We start from the raw sequence: 18,396 nt of genomic DNA, 5'->3' as shown, positions 1-18,396 counted from the left end.
CTCCTAAATAATAGCATTACATAAAATTTTCCCAACTACAACCCCTATTAAGCTTAATAAAACATTTAAAACAATATTTATTATACCCCAAATATATGCTCCAGAGTTTAAAAGGTTTATCGTTTCGTAACTAAAGGTTGAAAATGTTGTAAGCCCACCCAAGATACCTGTTGTTAAAAAAAGTCTAAGGTCTGGCGATATTATATCTGTCGACAAACTCAATTCCATTATAAATCCTATTAATAATCCACCTAAAATATTCACTATCAATGTTCCCATTGGAATATCCAAATTGAAAGTTTTTGATGCCCCCATCGAAATTAAATATCTCAGTGATGCACCTATAAATCCTCCTAAACCTACATAAATTACCTTAAGCATCATGACCACCTCCAAAAAGATAAAAAATCTCCTACAAAAGTAGGAGTTATCAGCACAAGGCAATTAAGGTGAACCCCATCACCTATAATTTCACAATTTCGATTATAAGAATTACTGCAATTTAAGTCAATTATATTTTTTAATTTAATAATGAAACAATCTTAAGTTCCTTATTGCTTAAAAGATCAACATAGTCTGATCCTATTTTAACAATAGGATAAGAAATATTTCTTGGATTAATATATACAACTTGGCCAATGTCGCCATTGTTTAAAACCACATCTGTTCCGATATAATAATTAGAAATATTTTGTAGAAAGGTTAACATTATTTTTACATCAAACAATTCATAGCCATCCATTTCTATGATTTTAAATGCATCAAAGGGAGACATACGTCCCTTGTAAACCCTTTCTGAAGTAATGGCATCATAAACATCACAGATAGCTATAATCTTTGCATATAAAGGAATTTTGTCACCTCTAACCATCAGAGGATATCCTGAACCATTTTCCTTTTCATGATGCAAAAGTATAGCCTTTAAAATATCAAAAGAAAGTTTTTGACTTTCAAGAGCAATTTCATAACCATGAACAGGATGCTTTTTCATAACCTCAAATTCTTCATCGCTTAATTTACCTTTTTTATTTAAAATCTCCTCAGGTATTTTTACTTTTCCAATGTCATGAAGCACTGCAGCTTTAATTAAATCATCAATTTGTGTGCTTTTTAATCCCAACCATTTACCAAGAAGCATGCTATAGAAAGCAACATTTAAGCTATGGTTAAATGTATATTGATCAAAGGCTTTAAGGGTTGATAAAAACTTAATAATATTATCCTTTTGATCTATATGTTTTTTTATTTCATTAGAAATTTCTGCTACTAAGCTAAGATCCAATTTCTTACCTGCAGCAAGTTCGGTTAGAATATTTTTTACCGCATCAACATTTTTAGAGTATTCCTTTTTAAAGGCTATATAATCCATATTACCGTTTTCATTATCTTCATATATGTATATTTTTCGTATACCCATTTTAATTATCTTATCTATTAGGTACTTATTTAGAATCGTCCCTTCAGTTACAACAGTAGTTCCAGAGTCAGTAACAACATTAAGAGCTAATTTATCTCCTTCTCTGCAACTAAAAATGTCAACTACTCTTTTCCCCATACCCAGCAGCCTCCAAATAAAAATTCTCCTTATTTATTTAATTCTACAATTTCTCTTAAATTCCTTTCCAATTTTATATAATTTTTTATCATAACTTACATTATTTTATTATTTTTTTACAAAAATAATAATAGGTGATATACATGAAAAAGTTTATTCCTTCTCAAATATTTGTTGAAAAAGAAGCTTTAAATTATAGTTTAACATACGAAATCCTAAAAAAAGCAGAAAACTTAAATATTCCAATAATTGAAGATAGCTTTAATAAAAAGACAAAAAATCTATCCGAGCAAGAATTTTTTGCATATTCCAAAAGAACAATAATCCTTGGTATAAGCAAAAATAAAAAGCTAGACTCCTGTAAGCCATCGGCAGACTTCCAATTTTCATTAGTTTCAGGCTGCCCCGGCACTTGTGAATACTGTTATCTTCAGACAAAACATGCTGCTTCACCACATATTAAAATATTTGTAAACATAAATGAGATCCTTGATAACATTCAAGGGTATATAGATGAAAGCAAGCCCAATATTACCACCTTTGAACTTGCCAGCACCAGCGACCCTATATCAGTAGAACATCTAACTGGTTCTGTTGCAAGAACCGTTGAATTTTTTTCAAAACAAGAATTCGGAAAGCTAAGATTAGTTACTAAATTTTCAAACATCGACTCATTATTAAACGTAAATCATAACAAAAAAACTAAAATAAGGTTTAGCATAAATACTGATTATATTATTAAAACCTATGAACATAATACAGATAATCTGCAAGAAAGGTTGGATGCCGCAGCAAAAATTTTTAAAGCAGATTATGATACAGGGTTTATAATTGCCCCGATTTTCATATATGATGGATGGAAAAAGGATTATGAAGATATGCTAATTAATTTATACAACAAATTAGATGGTTTTTCAAATAGCAATTTAACATTTGAACTAATCCAATATAGGTTTACACTAAAATCAAAAGATATAATACTTAAGCGTTTTCCTAAAACTAAACTTGATTTAAACGAGGAAACTAGATTAAAAAAATGGGGGCCCTATGGATATTATAAATATGTATATCCTAAAGAAATATCATCAGAAATAAAGCAGTATTTTTATGATAAGATAAAACAATATTTCCCTAATTCAACAATAGAATACTTTACGTAAAACTTAAGCCTAGCTTGGTTTGCTAGGCATGTATTCTTTTATATTTTTCACAACAAACGATATTCCATATGAAGCTAAATAAAAAATTAGACTCATCAAAAATGGTAAAGCAGGATTAATTTTATACAGCCATCCCGCAAAGTATCCTGCCGGGGCAGAAAACAATGAAATAAGGCCTTGACCAGCTGCGAAAATTTTAGCCCTTTCCTCTTCTCCAATTACATTGCTCCATAAGGTTTCCCTAAATGTTATTGTTATAATATTACCTGAAGCTGTTAGAATAGTGCTAAAAGCAAGTAATAGATAATTCTTGGGTTTTACTAACAAAAATAGCAAAATTCCTAGTCCATTTAATAGCAAACCTAAAGATAAACTACTTGCCTCGCCTTTTTGGGTCAGACACTTCATAAATATAAAATATGTAATTAAATAAATGATAGCCGAAAGTCCTGGAACTAATGATGTTAATGACTCTTTTATGCCTATGATATCCTTTAGATATATCGATTGATAAAATAAAAATGAATTCTGCAAATATGTAAATAGCATAATTAAAAATACTAGAAAAGTTAATTTATTTGTAAAAAAGTAAACCATAGCTTCTTTATAATCCGTAATCTTTTCACTTAAAGAAAGATTATTATGCTTTTTAATTAATTCCATGCCAATTCTAGTTTCAGTTGTCATTTTATTTCTTCCAACAAACATCAAAGTCATGCTAATAAATCCTAAAAAATATATCAACCTCATTGCTAATGTTATTCCAAATCTATTCACCAAAATCCCTGCTAAAGGTGCAAAAATACCGGAAGCTAAATTTATTATCATAATTAGGCTAAAAAAGTAAACCCTCTTATCTTCAATAGTATCCTCAATTGCAAGGCATGTCCATGAAGTATATGATATTTTATGTAATGAATTTAATAAAGCTGCCACTAAAAAGAACCAAAAATTTTGTGAAATTGCCCATATAAACATTACCAAACTCCAAGAGATTAAATCAAAAATAAGCGTAGTTTTTCTTCTGCCATATTTATCAGTTATTGGACCAGCAACAAAAGATGTTAAAATCATTAAAGCAGCTCCTATTGAATTTATTAAACCCATCTGAAGTTCATTTACACCTAAGCTTTTCATATATAATGGCTGATAAAAAAATATCATTCCACCAAATATAGCCCACATTGGTTCAAAAATAATACAAGCATAGGCATTGCCTTCTAAATTACATAATAATTTTTCTTTTAAATACCGTCTTATTTTATTCATCAAAACTCCCCCCAACCCCATGTTGATCCCATAATAATTATATAGTAAAAGGGCTATTTTGTTAAACAGCCCTTTTACTAACCTAATACCTTTTTAGCTTTTCCAGTATTATATCCAATGTCATCTCCTAATTTTTCATCCGGCATTATTCTGAATTTATCTTTTACAAATTCAACCTCATCTTTAGCTGATAAGGATTTTACTGTCTTGATTTTATAAATATAATGTCTTGACATTTTAAGCGAATTTGTCGGACAAACATCAACACAAAAGGCGCAGAAGCTGCATCTGCCATAATCAACTACAGGCTTTTTTATTGCTCTGCCTTGTTCGTTTTGTCCAATTATCTTCATTTCTATTGCATCAAAGGGACATATTCTTTGACAGGCTGCACATCCAACGCATTTTTCCAAATCATTTGTATGAAGTCCCCTATAATTCGGTGAAACTCCTTCCTTTGGGAAAACCCTTAAAATTTCCTTTGGATATTTTATTGTCATAGGTCTTTTAAAGAGATTTTTAAGGGTTGTCAAAGGAGAATACACGCTCTTATCTCCTAATGCCATAGTTTTCCCTCCTACTTATCTATATCAGGTGGGCAAATCGCTAAAGAACCCATCCATGCCGCAACATCATCTATCTTCATTTTTGGGAGATGTTTTTGTGCAAGTAAAAGTCCTGCTGGAAGTGATGGACCTCTTACTGCAACTCTATAGGGCTTCATTCCCCCATCAGAAACCACATAATATCCAAATTCTCCCTTTGAGGATTCAACTTTAGCATAGGCTTCACCTTTTGGAACCTTTAACATAGCTAAATTACCAAGGTTCAGCCTTACTTCGCCTTCAGGCATAAGCTTTAGTGCTTGTCTAATTAACTTTATTGTTTCCTCAAATTCAATTCTTACTTGAACCGCTCTAGTTAATGCATCTCCACCTTCTTGTATTATTACTTTTACATCAAGATACGCATAAGCTGCATAAGGGTCATCAACCCTTACATCATACGGATTGCCCGAAGCTCTTAAATTTGGACCTGTAAGGCCAAATCTTACGGCATCTTCCTTTGATACATAGCCAAGTCCCTTCAATCTTTTATGGACAATTGGGTTCTCAAATAAAATCTTATCGTATTCTATTAATCTTTTTTCAAGATGATCAAGAACTTTATTTAATCTATCCACCCATCCTTCAGGCAAATCATTTCTTACTCCTCCAGGGATATTGAATATATGATAAATTCTTCCTCCTGTAAGCCATTCAAAAAGATCAAGAATCAAATCTCTATCAGCAGTCATAATATACATCGGAGTATAAAGCCCAAGTGCTGCGCCTAAAGCTCCCATTCCCATAAGGAAAGAAGTTAATCTGCTCATCTCAAGGGTAATTGTTCTAATGAATTTTGCTCTGTCAGGGATCTCAATTCCCATGATCTTTTCTATTGCTGTGCAGTAGGCAACTTCATTTGGATCGGGATCAACTACGCATATTCTTGGAACAAGTGCAATGTTTTGAACCCAAAGTTTTTGTTCCATCAACTTTTCAAATCCTCTATGGAGCTGTCCTGCATTAGGTCTTACCTTTACTATTTCTGTTCCAATCATCTCAAGAACATACCCAAAATTACCATGCATTCCAGGATGATTTGGGCCAAAGAAAAGCTCATAAACAGCTAAATCATCCTTTTCAGCTATTTTAGTTAGCATATAAGATGGTGCATCCATTACCTGTCACCTCCATTCGGTTTAGCATCAAAAAGCCTAATTGAAAATTCCCTTGTGTCAAAATCCTTCCTTAGCGGTGGAATATCCAGCCAATTTTCAAGGAAAAGAGGTGACAAATCCTTATTTCCTTCAAATACTATGCCAAAGAATTCATGAACCTCTTGTTCATAAAATTGTGCCTGTTCCCATAGATCAACTATCGTTGGTATTTTTGGATCATTCCTATCTATTCTAACCTTATTTAATACATGAACTTTATTAGTATATGACCAAACATGATAAACAAGTTCAAATTCGCCTTCATCTATAAAATCAACTGCATTTATAAAGGAAAGATGGTCAAATCCAATTGATTTTAAGTATACAAGATGATTTATTAAGTTTTCCTTATTTACAATCACACTTATTTGTGTAGGATAAAGGTCATTAACCTCAAGACCTCTTTGTTTTAATAAATCTATTATTTCTTCTTTGCTAAGCTTCATAATTTCCCTCCAATTTCATTATTGGGTAATTATTCAATGCTTGTTGCTGCTTCTTCATTTTGAATTAATTTTTCACCCAATATAGGATAAGTTTTTCTTAATACCCTATCCTGATTTGCCTTATAATACTCATAATTTTCCTTATACTTTTTGTATGCCCCAGCTTCTCCCGATTGAATCATCTTCATAAGCGTTTGTAGTGCATCCATAACAGCTTCTGGTCTTGGCATGCATCCTGATACTGTTATATCCACTGGAATATACTCTGCTAAATTTGTAATTGTATTATATGAATCCCAATATATACCTCCATTTACTGTGCAGGAACCAAAAGCTAAAACCCATTTAGGTTCTGGCATTTGTTCATAGGTTCTGATAATTCTTTTTAACGTTTTAAGTGAAACATATCCTGTAACAAGAAGGACATCTGCTTGTCTTGGCGTTGCCATAGGTCCTATACCAAATCTTTCAACATCCCACCTGGATGTCATAGTTGGTGGTAACTCCACCGCACCACAGCCCGTTCAGTAGTGAAGCATCCATATAGACCTTTGCCTAAAGAAATCTATTACATTTTCAATACAACTTCTTTTCTTTTCAACCTTTAATTCTTCCATGGTATCGCCTCCTAGAATACTATCAAAACAAGCTGAAGTAATGCTATGCTCATAGGAACTGTCCAAAGGAACTTTACAGCTTGTTCAATCTTAAATCTTGGGAAAACCGCCTCTATTATAACAGTAATAAGATATATTTCAAATTGTTTTAAAACAAATGTAAATATATTTGAAGCTCCTCCCATAAATAGATTTACAATTATTGCAGTTTCTACGAATATTGAAACCGCATGGGTTAAAAAGGCCAAACCTAAATATTTACCGCTAAGTTCAACCATAGGCCCTGATGCAATTTCTGCAGGTGCTATCATAGCATCAAAGGGCTTTTCTCCCATCATAGCTTGAAGTGCAATTTCTGCAGCTATAAATCCCAACGGGAATTTAATCATATTCCAATTTAAAATTGAGCCTGCTTGGCTGTTTGCAATAAGTTCTAAAGACGATGTCCCATTAATTATTATCAGCCCTAGCATAACTGTAAAAAATGGAACCTCATAGCCTAACATCATGGTAAGAGCACGGGATACTCCAATTGTAGCATTAGGATTTCCGCTTGCTGCTACAGCCATCGCCATACCAAGATAACCTATTGCCATAAGATACATAATAACTATAAGGTTAGAACTTGTTTTTATAGCTGTATGCCCAGCAATTGGGACAAAAAGCATTGTTGCAACAAGTCCAGCAAGGGACATTACCATTCCAAGGTCCATAACAAAATTATGTGTAATTGATTTTCTTGAAAATAATTTACCTACGTCTAAAAATGCTTGATAAAATGGTGGTCCAAGTCTTAATTGAATTCTTGCAATAATCTTTCTACCAATACCCATAAAGAAAAGTCCTATAAATATTGCAAAGAAACCAAACAAAAATACTCTTAAAATTTCTATCATATAATCCAACCTCCTAGTATTAGTAGGAGAACACCTATACTAAAGAGCAATACTGCTCCTTCTCCTCTTCTAAATAATCCTTGAACTGTAGCACTCATATACTCAAAATTTCTTCCTATGCTTGCGAAAAATTCATCGATGGATATTTTTTCAAGCAATGGTTCAAACATTTCCTTAAATGGTTGGTAAAATGAATATGAATAATTGAATCTATCAGCATTTACTCCCCATTCCTCTGGATATTCGCCACCAGTATAATTGTCCTCCTGTGGGACTGTTTCTGATTTATTTCCAAGAATATACATTATTGCTGAAATTACAAAACCTCCAAGGAAGATTAAGAATACCAAGGTTAAGTCTATCGTCGAATTTTTAAGTGCTCCCTCAAGACTTGTCCATGAGGCAATATTAACATTATATCCAACCGCTCTTAAAGCTGTTGTTAATGGTTTCATAACAACTCCTGGAACTACTCCAATTAAAAGCATCCCAATCATCATTATTATCATAGGAATTAGCATTGTTAGTGGAACTTCCTTAATATCCTTAAATCTATCTGGAAGTTGCCCTAGAAATATTGAAGCTAATGCTCTAAATAGATACATAAATGCACCAGTTGATGCAAATATCATTGCAATAGCAAAAATAATCATTTTTTGTGACATGAGAGCCTGTATTATCATCCATTTTGATCCAAATCCATTTAGAGGAGGAATTCCAGCTGCTGCAATAATTCCTAATAAGAATGTTAAGAAAGTTATAGGCATTCTATATACAAGCCCACCAAGTTTATGCATTTCGCTTTCGCCAGTTCTAAAAATTACCGCCGCAAGAGTTAAAAATATAGCTGCCTTTAAAACCATATGATTTACTGCATGAAAAAGAGCTCCTTCAAATCCAACAATATTCATTGATGCAAATCCTAATAATATATATCCCATATTAGCTACAGATGAGTAAGCAAATAGCTTTTTCATATCAGTTTGGAATATAGCTAAGATAGTTCCTAATACAGCACTAATGGCACCTAAATATCCAACGAAATATTGAATCCAGTTTGCAGTATTTAAAATCTTTGGTAAGTCTAAACTTCCAACAACAGGAACAATAAACATTGCTATTGGGTAAATTCCGTATTTAATCATAACTGAAGACATGAAAGTTATATAATCTTCTGGTCCAACAGCATAAACTTTAGATGGCCACATGTAAAATGGGAAAATAGCCGATTTAATAAAAAAGGCAAACAATAGTAACATAATAGCTGCTATTGATAAAGCTTTTTCAGAATAGAAAACTTGAACTAATCCATAAGCCGAAGCAAATATTTCAAAGGAACCTGTAAGAGCACCTAACAATATTATTCCGATCAACATTGAAGAAGCACCAAGTAAAGATAAAACAAGGTAATACTTAGCCTCATTTAAAGCTTTATCTCTACCATTAGTTATGGCAAAGAAGGATGTCCATCCCATAAGTTCCCACATCATAAAAAACGTAATCCAATCTGCAGCAAAGAAAATTCCAAGATTAGAAAATATTATAAGCATCCAAATCGGTGCTACGTTTTCCTTTGTTTTTTGATTAAATCCAAGTGAAAAAACAGAAATTACAAGAGTTATGACAGCTGAAAAAAAGGCAAAATACCATCCAAGTGGATTATTGGAAAGTGTAAAACTTAACTTTGCTCCAAACAATTCATAGTTTGTATATATTGTTTTTTCTATTTCCCACTTCCCAAACAAAGTCCAAAGTTTTAATAAAATATATAAATTTGAAATTAAAAATAGAGGCCAAACAACCTTCTTATTTCTAATGAATATAGCTAATAAAAATGCTGTCACAAGAGGAATGATAAAGATTTCCACCATATTCCCTACCTCACTTCAATGATAAAATTAATTTAATATATTTTTCAGGGGACTTTATTTCATCTAGCAAAATCGAAATAATATTTTCAAATGAATCTGGGTTAATTCCAATAAATAAAATTACTAACGCTAAGATCATAGGCAATAAACAATAAACTCTTGATATCCTTCCTTCCCTTTCATGTCCTTGGCTAAAAAATGTGTGGGAAATCCTAAGATAATATACTCCTTCTATGACCGACGCTATTAAAATTAATACAGCTCCGATCAATTCAAGTTTACCAGAAAAAACCGCATTTCCTATGATAGAAATTTTACCCCAAAATCCTGCGAAAAATGGAATACCCATAAGGCTTAAAGCTGAAATAGTAAAGGAAATTGCTAAAACAGGATATCTTCTTCCTAGTCCCTTCATATCTAGGTAGTTTGTACTTCCTGAAACTTTCGAAAATTCATTTACTGTTAAAAACATTACAAATTTAGCAAGATAATTTGATATAACGATATAGAGAACCCCTTTCAAGGCATCAAAGCTTCCTAAACTAATTCCAAACAAAACTATTCCAAGTTGAGCCATTGATGAAAAAGCTAAAATCTTTTTCATATTTTTTTCCGTTAAAGCACCAATTTCTCCGATAATAACCGTAACAAAAGCAAATAACATTAAAATAGATGATAAATTCCCACTTAAAGTTAACTTCCCTGTTTCTTTAGAAAAAACCATTAAAAGTATTCTTAAAACTCCATATATTCCAGCTGTTCCAAGCATTCCATGAATAAAAAGATTTACAGAAGTCTTAGAAGCTTCATAGGCCTTTACAACCCACATATTAAATGGGAATATTTTTAGTTCAACTAATAGGCTCGATATATATAGGATTAAAATTAAACTTAAAGATGCTTCATTTAGATTATTTACCTTATTGGCTATATCGGCAAAATTCAAAGTCCCAAGTGTTTTATATATAAGCCCAATGGCTGCTAAGCTAAATATTGATGCAGTAGACGATAAGATTAAATATTTTAATGCTGCACCCGTCGATAGCCTGTCTCTTTTATATGATATAAGGCCTGCCACTGCAAAGGTTGAAAGCTCTATAAATAAGAAAAAATTAAATAGATCTCCAGTTAAAACAATTCCATTTGTTGAAGATAAAAGAACAAAATAAAATGAATAAAATTGATATTCCATTATTTCTCTTACTGACGTTAACGCTAATAAAGCTGCAACATTTACCAATACTAAAAAGAATATAGTCAAATCAGTTACAGCATAATTTATGCCATAAGGTGCTCTCCATCCTCCAATTGCAACATTAAAAGGAATTTTCCCGCTAAATAGAATCAATATTGAAAAGATAATATTAAATAATGTCACTATATATGCTAATATCTTATCGTTCTTTCCCAAAAACAAAGATAAAAATGCTGCAATAAGAGGGATTACTATTAAAAAAACTATACTATTCATATATTAACCCCCTCTTCTTCCTCTGATGCTCTAATTGATAATGAGTTGTGATTATATCTATATCTTATTGCAAGAGCTAAAGAAAAGGCTGTTGTTCCAAGGCCAATTACAATTGAAGTTAGAACTAAAGCCTGCGGAACAGGGTCAACCATCTTTGTAAGATTCATTATGCTTTCATTTGAAGTTAAAATTGGGACAATCCCATTTTCAACATAACCAAAGGCAACCAAAAGAAGGTTGATTCCAGTCTCCATTATGTTTAATGCTATCAATATTTTTACTATATTTTTTCTCGTTAAAACTCCAAATAATCCTATAAACAACAATGAAATAGAAGATAAAATAAATAGTTGTGCCATAATCAACACTCCTCATAAAATTCAAAATAAATATTTGAAAGTTCAGCTGCAACTTTAAAGGCTATAAGACCATAAAATATTGGAATCAATCCTGCAGAAAATAAATCACCTATTCTATCATTCAATATAAAATTCTGAAAGAAATTACCGGTTATTACAAAGCTTGCAATTCCTAAACTAAATATCGAGATTCCAGCTACTGCTTCAATTATTTTTAATGTCTTTTGACTTAGTGTTTTTCTGCCTGCTAAAACTCCAATTAATACTGCAGTAGATATTATAGCCCCCGCTGGGAATCCACCACCTGGTGAAAGATGCCCATTTACAAACATATATCCTCCAATCATTAGCATTAAAATCATAAGAATAGGTGCCCATCTGTTTAAAATAGTTGTAGGTTTTATGATCTTTCTTTTATCCTTTGGAATCACAAAACCAAAACCTAATATCGTTACAAATAAAACTATAACTTCAAGGGTCGTATCAAACAATCTATAATCAACAACAACCGAAGTTACTATATTAGCAGAAGTATTTTCAGCAGTCCCTCCCCAAACATATTTACTCTCTTCTTTAATAACGTTTTTGTTCATAAACCTGTCGGCAACCCTCATCTGAGGAGTAATATTATCGGTTATTTTTATTCCTTTTCCTGTATCCATTGAAACTTTATAAATATAAAATCCAATTACTGAAAGGATAAGTAGAGCAACTATATTTATAAATAATGACCTTTCATCTCTCATCTTTCCTATCCTCCAATTTCTTATAAGTGAATATAAAAAGTGCAGTTGTAATTCCTGAGCCTATAGCAGCTTCTGTTATAGCCACATCAGGTGCCTGCATCAATAGGAACATTACTGAGGAAGACAATGAAACTATACCAAAAACAACTATTGCTTTAAATAAATCATCCGTTAAAAGCGCCCATAAAGAGCCAAAAGCCATAATAAAAGCAATTATTAAACCTAAGTAATACACTCTATTCACCATCCTTTAAAAAGGCATTTTCCTTCAAATAGAAATTTCCCTTATTGCGTCTAAGTGCTGCTTTACAAATAGCATGGGATGCTATTGGTGAAGAAAACAAGAAAAACAGTGCCATTATTATAAGCTTTGGAACCCATTCAGGTTTTAAAATAGAAAATCCTACAAATAATGAAACAATACCTAAAGTTGATGCTTTGGTTCCAGCTTGAGATTGATTTAATGCATCTGGCATTCTATAAATTCCAAGACCTGCCAAGAACAAGAACACCGCTCCAATTAAACAAAATATCCATCCTAAAATCTCCATAATCAAATTCCTCCCTCAAGGTATCGAGCAATTGCAACAACTCCAACAAAGGATAGAAGTCCATAAACTAGCGCTACATCCAATAACAAACTATTATCATTGGTAAAGGAAAAAATAACAATTATAGCAGAGGTTATAGTTGTTAAAACATCGATTGCAACTACTCTACTTTCTATTGACTTTCCCTTAATCAACCTAAAAATTCCAAGGACCATCCCAAGTAAAGATAAAACTAATATAAATGTAATCATTCTTCAAAAGCCTCCTTTAACAACCTTTCAAAGGGCCCTTTAAGATCTTCAATATTTGCTACCTTGTCCCCCTCAACCACATGAATAAACAAAGAATCATCCACAAGCTCTACGGAAATTGTTCCAGGGGTTAGGGTTATAGAATTAGCCAAAATGGCCTTTGCAATAGGTGACTTTAACTCAGTTTTTAACTTTAAAACTTTTGGAGATATAGGTAATGAAGGAGTCAATACAATTTTGGCCATATTAAGATTTGCCTTTACTAATTCAACCAAGAACACCAAAAAATATTTAAAAAGATAAAACAAAGTTTTTAACTTAAATTTTTTTGCATCTTTATTGTAAAATATAGTAAGCAAAGAAATGCAGAAAGATAAAATAGTCCCAAATACGACTTCTTGGTTACTTAACGGATAACTTAGGGCTGTCCATATTAAGAACATACTAAGAAAAGTTAAAATAAAATTTATCAAAGATCAGCACCTCCAACAAAATAGGAATCAAAATTTTTAATGTCAAACATGCTTTTTAAAATTTCAACTACTTTTTGATCAACGATAGAATAGATTATTTCAAGTCCATTTCTGTTGCCCTCTATTATTCCTGCACCTTTCAAAATACCAAGCTGTTGGGAAACGGTTGATTGCGGAAGATCAAGGCACTTTTGAATTTTGGTTACATTTGAATTACCCTTCAAAAGGCAAATCAATATAGATACCCGAATCGGGTTCCCTAATATTTTAAACAATTCTGAAACTTTTGTAATATTCTTATCGTGTATTATACCTATACCCCCTTTATGTATTTTTATATTATAATATTACAATATAATGCTAATAATTTCAATAAAAATCAAAAGTTTATTTTTTAACATAACAAAAAATATAAATGGCGGGAATCATTCCCGCCTAATTTATTTATCCCATTATGCTCTTCCATAAACCGTGAAGATTACAATATTCCCTTGCAAACATATTCTCTCCCTCAATAGGGAAGAAGGCTTCGGGTTTATCCCCTGGTTTTAGATATCTTCTGAAAACTTTATCATCAACATGAAGTTCTATCCATTCTATATAGTGTTTTTCCTCCATAGGATGTTCTATGCTTCCGACCTTAACTAAAACTCCACCTTCAACCTTTTCAATAACCGGAATATGCTTTTCTGTTGAAGCTTCTACTGTGTTTTCATTTAAAAGTTTCATCGGCTTTCCGCAGCAAACAAGCTGCCCAGCTCCAGCATGTAAAACCTCAACTATGTTTCCACAAATTTCACATTTGTAAACTTCCTTTAAATTGGCCATAATATAGCCCCCTTTGGAAAATTATTTTCTTTAAATATATTTTATCACAAATTTTATAATTTGCAAGTCAAAACATCCAACTTCTCCAGAATTTTTTGAATTTTATAATTAATTCAATGATAGACCTACCGTTATAAAAAACATCATCAATCTGCTTTACAGGCATGATTCCTATAACTGAATTGGTTAAAAAACATTCATCAAAATTACTAATATTATTATAACCAATAAATGTTTTATTTATTCTATATCCCTTTGAGCTTAAAAAGCGTATAATATTATCCCTCATAATCCCCTTTAGAATTCCGCTTCTTAAATGAGGAGTATAAATTTCATTATCCTTTACAAAAAAAATGTTAGCATAAGAGGTCTCACATATATAACCCTTTTCATTCAAAAAAAGTGCAGTATCATACCCTTCTTTTTTTGCCCTAACATCCTCTATGTAATTAACTCCATAATTAAAGGTTTTTATATAATTAAATATATTATTTTTACCCTTTATTATATTAGAGGTTCTCAATTTTAATCCCTGTTTAAACATATTATTTGTATAATTTGGTAATCTGTATGAAATATTAATTTGTTTATTATAATATACAACCTTTAAAACTCCTTCGCTACATGCTAACTTAGCTACATAATCATATAAGGCTTTGCTAAACTCACTTAAATTAACGTCAAAATCAATTTTTAAGATATTATGGGCCCTTTTCAACCTTTTAAAATGTTTATCTACATCCTCTATTTCGTTATTATTAAAATACAAAGTTTCAAATGGCATTAGCCCAAATGAAATATTCTTTTCAAAAATATCTATGTCCATATATTCATCTCCTATAAACGTTGTATTTTTCTTTATTAAATAATAAAATAATATATAAAGTGAGGTGAATCTTATGTCTTTAGCAATTCAGCAAAATAAAATCTACACCTATAAGGATTATTTAAGCTTTCCTGATGATTTTAAATATGAAATAATAGAAGGGACACCATATTTAATGAGTCCCTCTCCTTCAGTTCAGCATCAAAGAATATTAAGGAAAATGTTTATTGCGATAAACGACAGTCTAAAAAATTTAAATTGTGAAGTTTTTAGTGCTCCATTAGATGTAATATTAACTTTAAACGCTAGCAATATAGAATCTGCAACAAACGTAATTCAACCGGATATTTTTATTATATGTGATAAAAGCAAAATAAAGGAAAAATTCATTTTAGGTTCACCAGAATTTATTATAGAAATAGTATCAAATTCAAGTCAATCTACAGACTATGTTAAAAAACTTAATCTGTATGAAAAATTTAAAGTTACAGAATACTGGATCGTTAACCCCTTGAATAAAACAATCATTCAATATTATTATAGTGATAACTGTTATTTGTCACCTGATATATACAAATCAAATGAAGTCATTACATCGAAAATATTTAAAAATATAAAATTTAATTTAGAAGAATTGTTTCATGATGATCAACTTACTTAGTCGAAAAGGTGCTATATATTGCCCTTCCCTTGTGGAGAGTTTCTTCGTATTCATCTTCAGGATCAGAATCCCAAACTATTCCTCCACCAACATTATAATAAAGACCATTTTCATCGATGACAACTGTTCTTATTGCTATGTTAAAGTCAAAATTGCCATTATTTGAAATATATCCTATGGAACCCGTGTATATTCCTCTTGACATATTTTCTATTTCCTCAATAACCTCCATTGAACGAAGCTTTGGTGCACCTGTTATAGATCCTCCTGGGAACATAGCCTTTATTATATCACTAAATTTTATGTCATCTAAAAGCTTACCCTGGATTGTTGAAACAAGATGGTTAACTGTAGCATATTCTTCTACTTCAAATAAATTCTTAACCTCTACGGTCCCCGGATAACAAATCTTTGAAAGGTCATTTCTTTCAAGGTCTATTATCATTAAAAGCTCAGACTTTATCTTTTCGCTTTCTAAAAGCATTTTCTTTAATTTTTCATTTTCCTCTTTATCATAACTTCGTTTTGTTGTTCCCTTTATCGGCCTTGTTGTTATATATTCTCCCCTTTTTCTTATAAACTGCTCTGGAGATGTAGATAAAATAAACCCGCCATCAACCTCTAAAAAGGCATTATAAGGACCGTAATTAGCCCTTCTTAATATAGCATAAGCATCATAAGGATTAATAAAGCCTTTTGCATAAAATTGTTGTGATATATTAACTTGATAGACCTCGCCTTGCCTAATATATTCTCTAACCCTTTCTACTCCCTTTTTATATTCTTCCTTCGTAAAATTAGAAGTTAATTCTAAATTCCCAATATAATTATCAATTTTGTATTCTTCTTCAATATTTTTTAGTAAATTTACTACATCAAAATCCTTCGTATTGATTATTGTTGTATTATTTTTATGATCGATTATAATAAACTCATCATAATAAGCAAAAAAAGCCTCTGGAATATTTGTTGAAGCTTTATTTTTCCTTTTTATCTTACAAAGATCCATTCCAAGATCATAGGACAAATAACCAATAAATCCTCCATCAAAAATCAAATCAGATTTAGGTTTTTTGTAAAGATCTAAATAGTAGTCTAAAACATCAAGAAAAGTTCCTTCCCTTTTAAAATCTTTATTATCCTCAGTAATGTAAATTTCTCCATTAACTTGTTTTAAAATAATTTTGGGATTAAAACCAATTATTGAGTAGTCACCATAATCTTTAAGCTGGTATCTGCTATCTAAAAGCATAGAATATCCCTTTTTAACCCTTTTAAAAGTTAAAAATGGATCTATTAAAAAATTCAATTCTGCCCTATGCATTTTTGCCACTCCTTAAAAAGTTATTTAACATATCTAGTCCATTTTCAGTTAAAATCGCCTCTGGATGAAATTGCACCCCTTCAATGTTATATTCTTTGTGCCTTATACCCATAATTTCTCCCTCTAAAGTTAGAGCAGTAATTTCAAGTTCATCCGGCAAATCTTCTTTAGAAACTACTAAAGAATGGTATCTTGTAACCTTTAAAGGATTTTTTAAATTTTTAAATACCCCTTTATTAAAATGGTTGATTTCATGAACCTTTCCATGAACCGGTCTTAGCCCCTTAACAACCTTACCACCAAAATAATGGCCAATACATTGATGTCCGAGACAGACACCAAGGATTGGAATCTCCCCCTTAAATTTATCTATAACTTCAAGGGGCAAAATGGCCTCTTCTGGGCTTCCTGGTCCAGGGGATAAAACTATATAATCTGGATTTATATTTTTAATATTATTAATGCTTATTTCATGTCTACCCTTTACCAAAACATCTTGACCTAATATTAAAAAATAATGATACAAGTTATAAGTAAAGGAATCGAAATTATCTATTATAAGAACCATAACCCACCTCATCTTCTTCCTTTTATTAAAATATAAATACCAAGTAAAATAAAAGCAACTGGTAAAACATATTGTTCGATTCCGTAATATAGATTTAAAGATTTTAAAAACATAAATATAGATACTGCAATTAAAATAACTGATATAACAAAACTATTTTTATGCTTTTCAAAGGCATAATCCTCTAAAAAGCCTATTCCAACACCCAAAGGATAAATAAAGTTTGTATATTCTACATACTTCCAACTAGTAAAAATAGAAAATAAAAAGTAAAATCCATAAACAATTAAGGTTCCACCTAATATTAAATTTTTTGTTCCTTTGTTTTTTGAAAAATAATTATAATGAATTGCAATCCCTGGGATTATTAAAAAGATGGGCCACACAAAATTCCACAAATTAATATCAAACAAAAATGTTCGTTGAATTATTAAAAATATTCCAACAAGAATAAAGACAAGTCCCCATAAATAACTTTTCATATAAACACCCCACAAACCCTTTTTTATTATTATACTATATTTGACTAATAATTGTAATAAAAAATTCCCCTAAAGGAGAGTCTTTAGGGGAATTTATGTTTGATCAAGTCCAGTTAATACATTATCAAAAACGTTTATTTTACATCTTTCTCCATCCCAGTTCAAGCAATTTTCACAGCTTCTTTCAGGATATGTTAAGAGATTATGCATACCTTCTACCCTATAATAACTACAACTTCTTGCAACAGCCATAAGTTGCTCTTTACTTGCCATAGTAATA

The 18,396-nt window shown here is 31.2% G+C and carries 24 protein-coding genes, 1 pseudogene and 1 riboswitch; of the genes and pseudogenes, 2 read left to right on the top strand and 23 right to left on the bottom strand.

What is annotated here, in order from left to right; genetic code table 11:
• Nucleotides 1-3 precede the first annotated feature (3 nt).
• A complete protein-coding gene (crcB, locus tag CAAU_RS08165) occupies nt 4-381 on the bottom strand; it encodes a fluoride efflux transporter CrcB (RefSeq protein ID WP_008908967.1) in 378 nt (125 codons plus the stop codon).
• Nucleotides 382-414: 33 nt separating this feature from the next.
• Nucleotides 415-473, bottom strand: a riboswitch (Fluoride riboswitch).
• A gap of 47 nt (nt 474-520) precedes the next feature.
• Entirely contained in the window at nt 521-1,555 is a 1,035-nt protein-coding gene (locus tag CAAU_RS08160) for an HD-GYP domain-containing protein (protein WP_008908966.1), read from the bottom strand.
• Between the two features lie 143 nt (nt 1,556-1,698).
• Between CAAU_RS08160 and splB the strand changes: the two genes are divergently transcribed.
• A complete protein-coding gene (gene splB / locus CAAU_RS08155) occupies nt 1,699-2,715 on the top strand; it encodes a spore photoproduct lyase (RefSeq protein ID WP_008908965.1) in 1,017 nt (338 codons plus the stop codon).
• Between the two features lie 9 nt (nt 2,716-2,724).
• On the opposite strand, the gene CAAU_RS08150 is transcribed toward splB, so the two are convergent.
• The 17 genes and pseudogenes from CAAU_RS08150 to CAAU_RS08070 all read right to left on the bottom strand — a co-directional run bounded on the left by CAAU_RS08150 (nt 2,725) and on the right by CAAU_RS08070 (nt 15,081).
• Complete coding sequence (locus CAAU_RS08150) at nt 2,725-3,984, bottom strand: MFS transporter (RefSeq protein ID WP_008908964.1); 1,260 nt, start codon at nt 3,982-3,984, stop codon at nt 2,725-2,727.
• A gap of 77 nt (nt 3,985-4,061) precedes the next feature.
• The gene (locus CAAU_RS08145) at nt 4,062-4,550 is read right to left on the bottom strand and encodes a 4Fe-4S binding protein (RefSeq protein ID WP_008908963.1); all 489 of its coding nucleotides are present in this window, start codon (nt 4,548-4,550) and stop codon (nt 4,062-4,064) included.
• 11 nt (nt 4,551-4,561) lie between these two features.
• Nucleotides 4,562-5,707 (bottom strand): NADH-quinone oxidoreductase subunit D, encoded by a 1,146-nt coding sequence (locus CAAU_RS08140; RefSeq protein ID WP_008908962.1) that lies wholly within the window; start codon nt 5,705-5,707, stop codon nt 4,562-4,564.
• Nucleotides 5,707-6,192: an NADH-quinone oxidoreductase subunit C gene (locus CAAU_RS08135; protein WP_008908961.1), complete on the bottom strand. Its 486-nt coding sequence runs from the start codon at nt 6,190-6,192 to the stop codon at nt 5,707-5,709. Before CAAU_RS08135 ends, CAAU_RS08140 begins: the two co-directional genes overlap by 1 nt.
• Nucleotides 6,193-6,221: 29 nt before the next feature.
• A pseudogene (gene nuoB, locus CAAU_RS08130) lies at nt 6,222-6,704 on the bottom strand (NADH-quinone oxidoreductase subunit NuoB); the annotation flags it as partial.
• Between the two features lie 116 nt (nt 6,705-6,820).
• Entirely contained in the window at nt 6,821-7,705 is an 885-nt protein-coding gene (locus CAAU_RS08125) for a respiratory chain complex I subunit 1 family protein (RefSeq protein ID WP_008908959.1), read from the bottom strand.
• Entirely contained in the window at nt 7,702-9,576 is a 1,875-nt protein-coding gene (locus tag CAAU_RS08120) for an NADH-quinone oxidoreductase subunit M (protein WP_008908958.1), read from the bottom strand. Before CAAU_RS08120 ends, CAAU_RS08125 begins: the two co-directional genes overlap by 4 nt.
• 10 nt (nt 9,577-9,586) lie before the next feature.
• The gene (locus tag CAAU_RS08115) at nt 9,587-11,047 is read right to left on the bottom strand and encodes a complex I subunit 5 family protein (protein ID WP_008908957.1); all 1,461 of its coding nucleotides are present in this window, start codon (nt 11,045-11,047) and stop codon (nt 9,587-9,589) included.
• Nucleotides 11,044-11,406 (bottom strand): sodium:proton antiporter, encoded by a 363-nt coding sequence (locus tag CAAU_RS08110; RefSeq protein ID WP_008908956.1) that lies wholly within the window; start codon nt 11,404-11,406, stop codon nt 11,044-11,046. Before CAAU_RS08110 ends, CAAU_RS08115 begins: the two co-directional genes overlap by 4 nt.
• A gap of 2 nt (nt 11,407-11,408) precedes the next feature.
• The gene (locus tag CAAU_RS08105) at nt 11,409-12,152 is read right to left on the bottom strand and encodes an MnhB domain-containing protein (protein WP_008908955.1); all 744 of its coding nucleotides are present in this window, start codon (nt 12,150-12,152) and stop codon (nt 11,409-11,411) included.
• Nucleotides 12,142-12,387: a Na(+)/H(+) antiporter subunit B gene (locus CAAU_RS08100; protein ID WP_008908954.1), complete on the bottom strand. Its 246-nt coding sequence runs from the start codon at nt 12,385-12,387 to the stop codon at nt 12,142-12,144. Before CAAU_RS08100 ends, CAAU_RS08105 begins: the two co-directional genes overlap by 11 nt.
• Nucleotide 12,388: 1 nt before the next feature.
• On the bottom strand, nt 12,389-12,703 hold the full coding sequence (gene mnhG, locus CAAU_RS08095) for a monovalent cation/H(+) antiporter subunit G (protein ID WP_008908953.1): 315 nt from the start codon (nt 12,701-12,703) through the stop codon (nt 12,389-12,391).
• Nucleotides 12,704-12,705: 2 nt separating this feature from the next.
• Nucleotides 12,706-12,954: an MrpF/PhaF family protein gene (locus tag CAAU_RS08090; RefSeq protein ID WP_008908952.1), complete on the bottom strand. Its 249-nt coding sequence runs from the start codon at nt 12,952-12,954 to the stop codon at nt 12,706-12,708.
• Entirely contained in the window at nt 12,951-13,427 is a 477-nt protein-coding gene (locus CAAU_RS08085; RefSeq protein ID WP_040306263.1) for a Na+/H+ antiporter subunit E, read from the bottom strand. Before CAAU_RS08085 ends, CAAU_RS08090 begins: the two co-directional genes overlap by 4 nt.
• Nucleotides 13,424-13,702 carry an ArsR/SmtB family transcription factor gene (locus CAAU_RS08080; RefSeq protein WP_341350036.1) on the bottom strand — a complete coding sequence of 93 codons (279 nt, stop codon included), beginning with the start codon at nt 13,700-13,702 and terminating at the stop codon, nt 13,424-13,426. Before CAAU_RS08080 ends, CAAU_RS08085 begins: the two co-directional genes overlap by 4 nt.
• Before the next feature lie 169 nt (nt 13,703-13,871).
• The gene (locus CAAU_RS08075; RefSeq protein WP_008908949.1) at nt 13,872-14,255 is read right to left on the bottom strand and encodes a desulfoferrodoxin; all 384 of its coding nucleotides are present in this window, start codon (nt 14,253-14,255) and stop codon (nt 13,872-13,874) included.
• Between the two features lie 67 nt (nt 14,256-14,322).
• Nucleotides 14,323-15,081, bottom strand: a complete 759-nt coding sequence (locus CAAU_RS08070; RefSeq protein WP_008908948.1) for an aminotransferase class IV — start codon at nt 15,079-15,081, stop codon at nt 14,323-14,325.
• A 73-nt stretch (nt 15,082-15,154) separates the two neighbouring features.
• Here CAAU_RS08070 and CAAU_RS08065 point away from each other — a divergent pair, with 73 nt between their 5' ends.
• Nucleotides 15,155-15,742 carry a Uma2 family endonuclease gene (locus tag CAAU_RS08065; RefSeq protein WP_008908947.1) on the top strand — a complete coding sequence of 196 codons (588 nt, stop codon included), beginning with the start codon at nt 15,155-15,157 and terminating at the stop codon, nt 15,740-15,742.
• Here the strand turns inward: CAAU_RS08065 and pabB are convergent.
• From pabB to CAAU_RS08045, 4 genes are all read right to left on the bottom strand, one after another.
• A complete protein-coding gene (gene pabB, locus CAAU_RS08060) occupies nt 15,735-17,066 on the bottom strand; it encodes an aminodeoxychorismate synthase component I (protein ID WP_008908946.1) in 1,332 nt (443 codons plus the stop codon). The two genes, CAAU_RS08065 and pabB, sit on opposite strands and share 8 nt — an antisense overlap.
• Nucleotides 17,059-17,634, bottom strand: coding sequence for an anthranilate synthase component II (locus tag CAAU_RS08055; protein WP_008908945.1), 576 nt, complete (start codon nt 17,632-17,634; stop codon nt 17,059-17,061). The genes pabB and CAAU_RS08055 overlap by 8 nt, the downstream gene beginning before the upstream one ends.
• Nucleotides 17,635-17,642: 8 nt before the next feature.
• Nucleotides 17,643-18,116, bottom strand: coding sequence for a LiaF transmembrane domain-containing protein (locus CAAU_RS08050; RefSeq protein ID WP_008908944.1), 474 nt, complete (start codon nt 18,114-18,116; stop codon nt 17,643-17,645).
• 93 nt (nt 18,117-18,209) lie between these two features.
• On the bottom strand, nt 18,210-18,389 hold the full coding sequence (locus CAAU_RS08045) for a hypothetical protein (RefSeq protein ID WP_008908943.1): 180 nt from the start codon (nt 18,387-18,389) through the stop codon (nt 18,210-18,212).
• Between the last annotated feature and the right edge of the window lie 7 nt (nt 18,390-18,396).

Origin of the sequence: Caloramator australicus RC3 (genome assembly GCF_000297115.1) — a bacterium.
Lineage (GTDB): Bacteria > Bacillota > Clostridia > Clostridiales > Caloramatoraceae > Caloramator > Caloramator australicus.
Note: the sequence above shows the minus strand (reverse complement) of the source record. Positions and strands in the feature narration are given on the sequence as shown.

Excerpts from the sequence above, each read along its gene's own strand:
- CAAU_RS08070 (WP_008908948.1), bottom strand. The coding sequence starts at position 15,081 with ATGGACATAGATATTTTTGAAAAGAATATTTCATTTGGGCTAATGCCA.
- CAAU_RS08150 (WP_008908964.1), bottom strand. The coding sequence starts at position 3,984 with ATGAATAAAATAAGACGGTATTTAAAAGAAAAATTATTATGTAATTTA.
- CAAU_RS08090 (WP_008908952.1), bottom strand. The coding sequence starts at position 12,954 with ATGATTACATTTATATTAGTTTTATCTTTACTTGGGATGGTCCTTGGA.
- CAAU_RS08110 (WP_008908956.1), bottom strand. The coding sequence starts at position 11,406 with ATGGCACAACTATTTATTTTATCTTCTATTTCATTGTTGTTTATAGGA.
- mnhG (WP_008908953.1), bottom strand. The coding sequence starts at position 12,703 with ATGGAGATTTTAGGATGGATATTTTGTTTAATTGGAGCGGTGTTCTTG.
- CAAU_RS08135 (WP_008908961.1), bottom strand. The coding sequence starts at position 6,192 with ATGAAGCTTAGCAAAGAAGAAATAATAGATTTATTAAAACAAAGAGGT.
- CAAU_RS08055 (WP_008908945.1), bottom strand. The coding sequence starts at position 17,634 with ATGGTTCTTATAATAGATAATTTCGATTCCTTTACTTATAACTTGTAT.
- CAAU_RS08140 (WP_008908962.1), bottom strand. The coding sequence starts at position 5,707 with ATGGATGCACCATCTTATATGCTAACTAAAATAGCTGAAAAGGATGAT.
- CAAU_RS08120 (WP_008908958.1), bottom strand. The coding sequence starts at position 9,576 with ATGGTGGAAATCTTTATCATTCCTCTTGTGACAGCATTTTTATTAGCT.
- CAAU_RS08160 (WP_008908966.1), bottom strand. The coding sequence starts at position 1,555 with ATGGGGAAAAGAGTAGTTGACATTTTTAGTTGCAGAGAAGGAGATAAA.
- pabB (WP_008908946.1), bottom strand. The coding sequence starts at position 17,066 with ATGCATAGGGCAGAATTGAATTTTTTAATAGATCCATTTTTAACTTTT.
- CAAU_RS08045 (WP_008908943.1), bottom strand. The coding sequence starts at position 18,389 with ATGGCAAGTAAAGAGCAACTTATGGCTGTTGCAAGAAGTTGTAGTTAT.
- crcB (WP_008908967.1), bottom strand. The coding sequence starts at position 381 with ATGCTTAAGGTAATTTATGTAGGTTTAGGAGGATTTATAGGTGCATCA.
- CAAU_RS08065 (WP_008908947.1), top strand. The coding sequence starts at position 15,155 with ATGTCTTTAGCAATTCAGCAAAATAAAATCTACACCTATAAGGATTAT.
- CAAU_RS08115 (WP_008908957.1), bottom strand. The coding sequence starts at position 11,047 with ATGAATAGTATAGTTTTTTTAATAGTAATCCCTCTTATTGCAGCATTT.
- CAAU_RS08125 (WP_008908959.1), bottom strand. The coding sequence starts at position 7,705 with ATGATAGAAATTTTAAGAGTATTTTTGTTTGGTTTCTTTGCAATATTT.
- CAAU_RS08075 (WP_008908949.1), bottom strand. The coding sequence starts at position 14,255 with ATGGCCAATTTAAAGGAAGTTTACAAATGTGAAATTTGTGGAAACATA.
- splB (WP_008908965.1), top strand. The coding sequence starts at position 1,699 with ATGAAAAAGTTTATTCCTTCTCAAATATTTGTTGAAAAAGAAGCTTTA.
- CAAU_RS08105 (WP_008908955.1), bottom strand. The coding sequence starts at position 12,152 with ATGAGAGATGAAAGGTCATTATTTATAAATATAGTTGCTCTACTTATC.
- CAAU_RS08050 (WP_008908944.1), bottom strand. The coding sequence starts at position 18,116 with ATGAAAAGTTATTTATGGGGACTTGTCTTTATTCTTGTTGGAATATTT.
- CAAU_RS08145 (WP_008908963.1), bottom strand. The coding sequence starts at position 4,550 with ATGGCATTAGGAGATAAGAGCGTGTATTCTCCTTTGACAACCCTTAAA.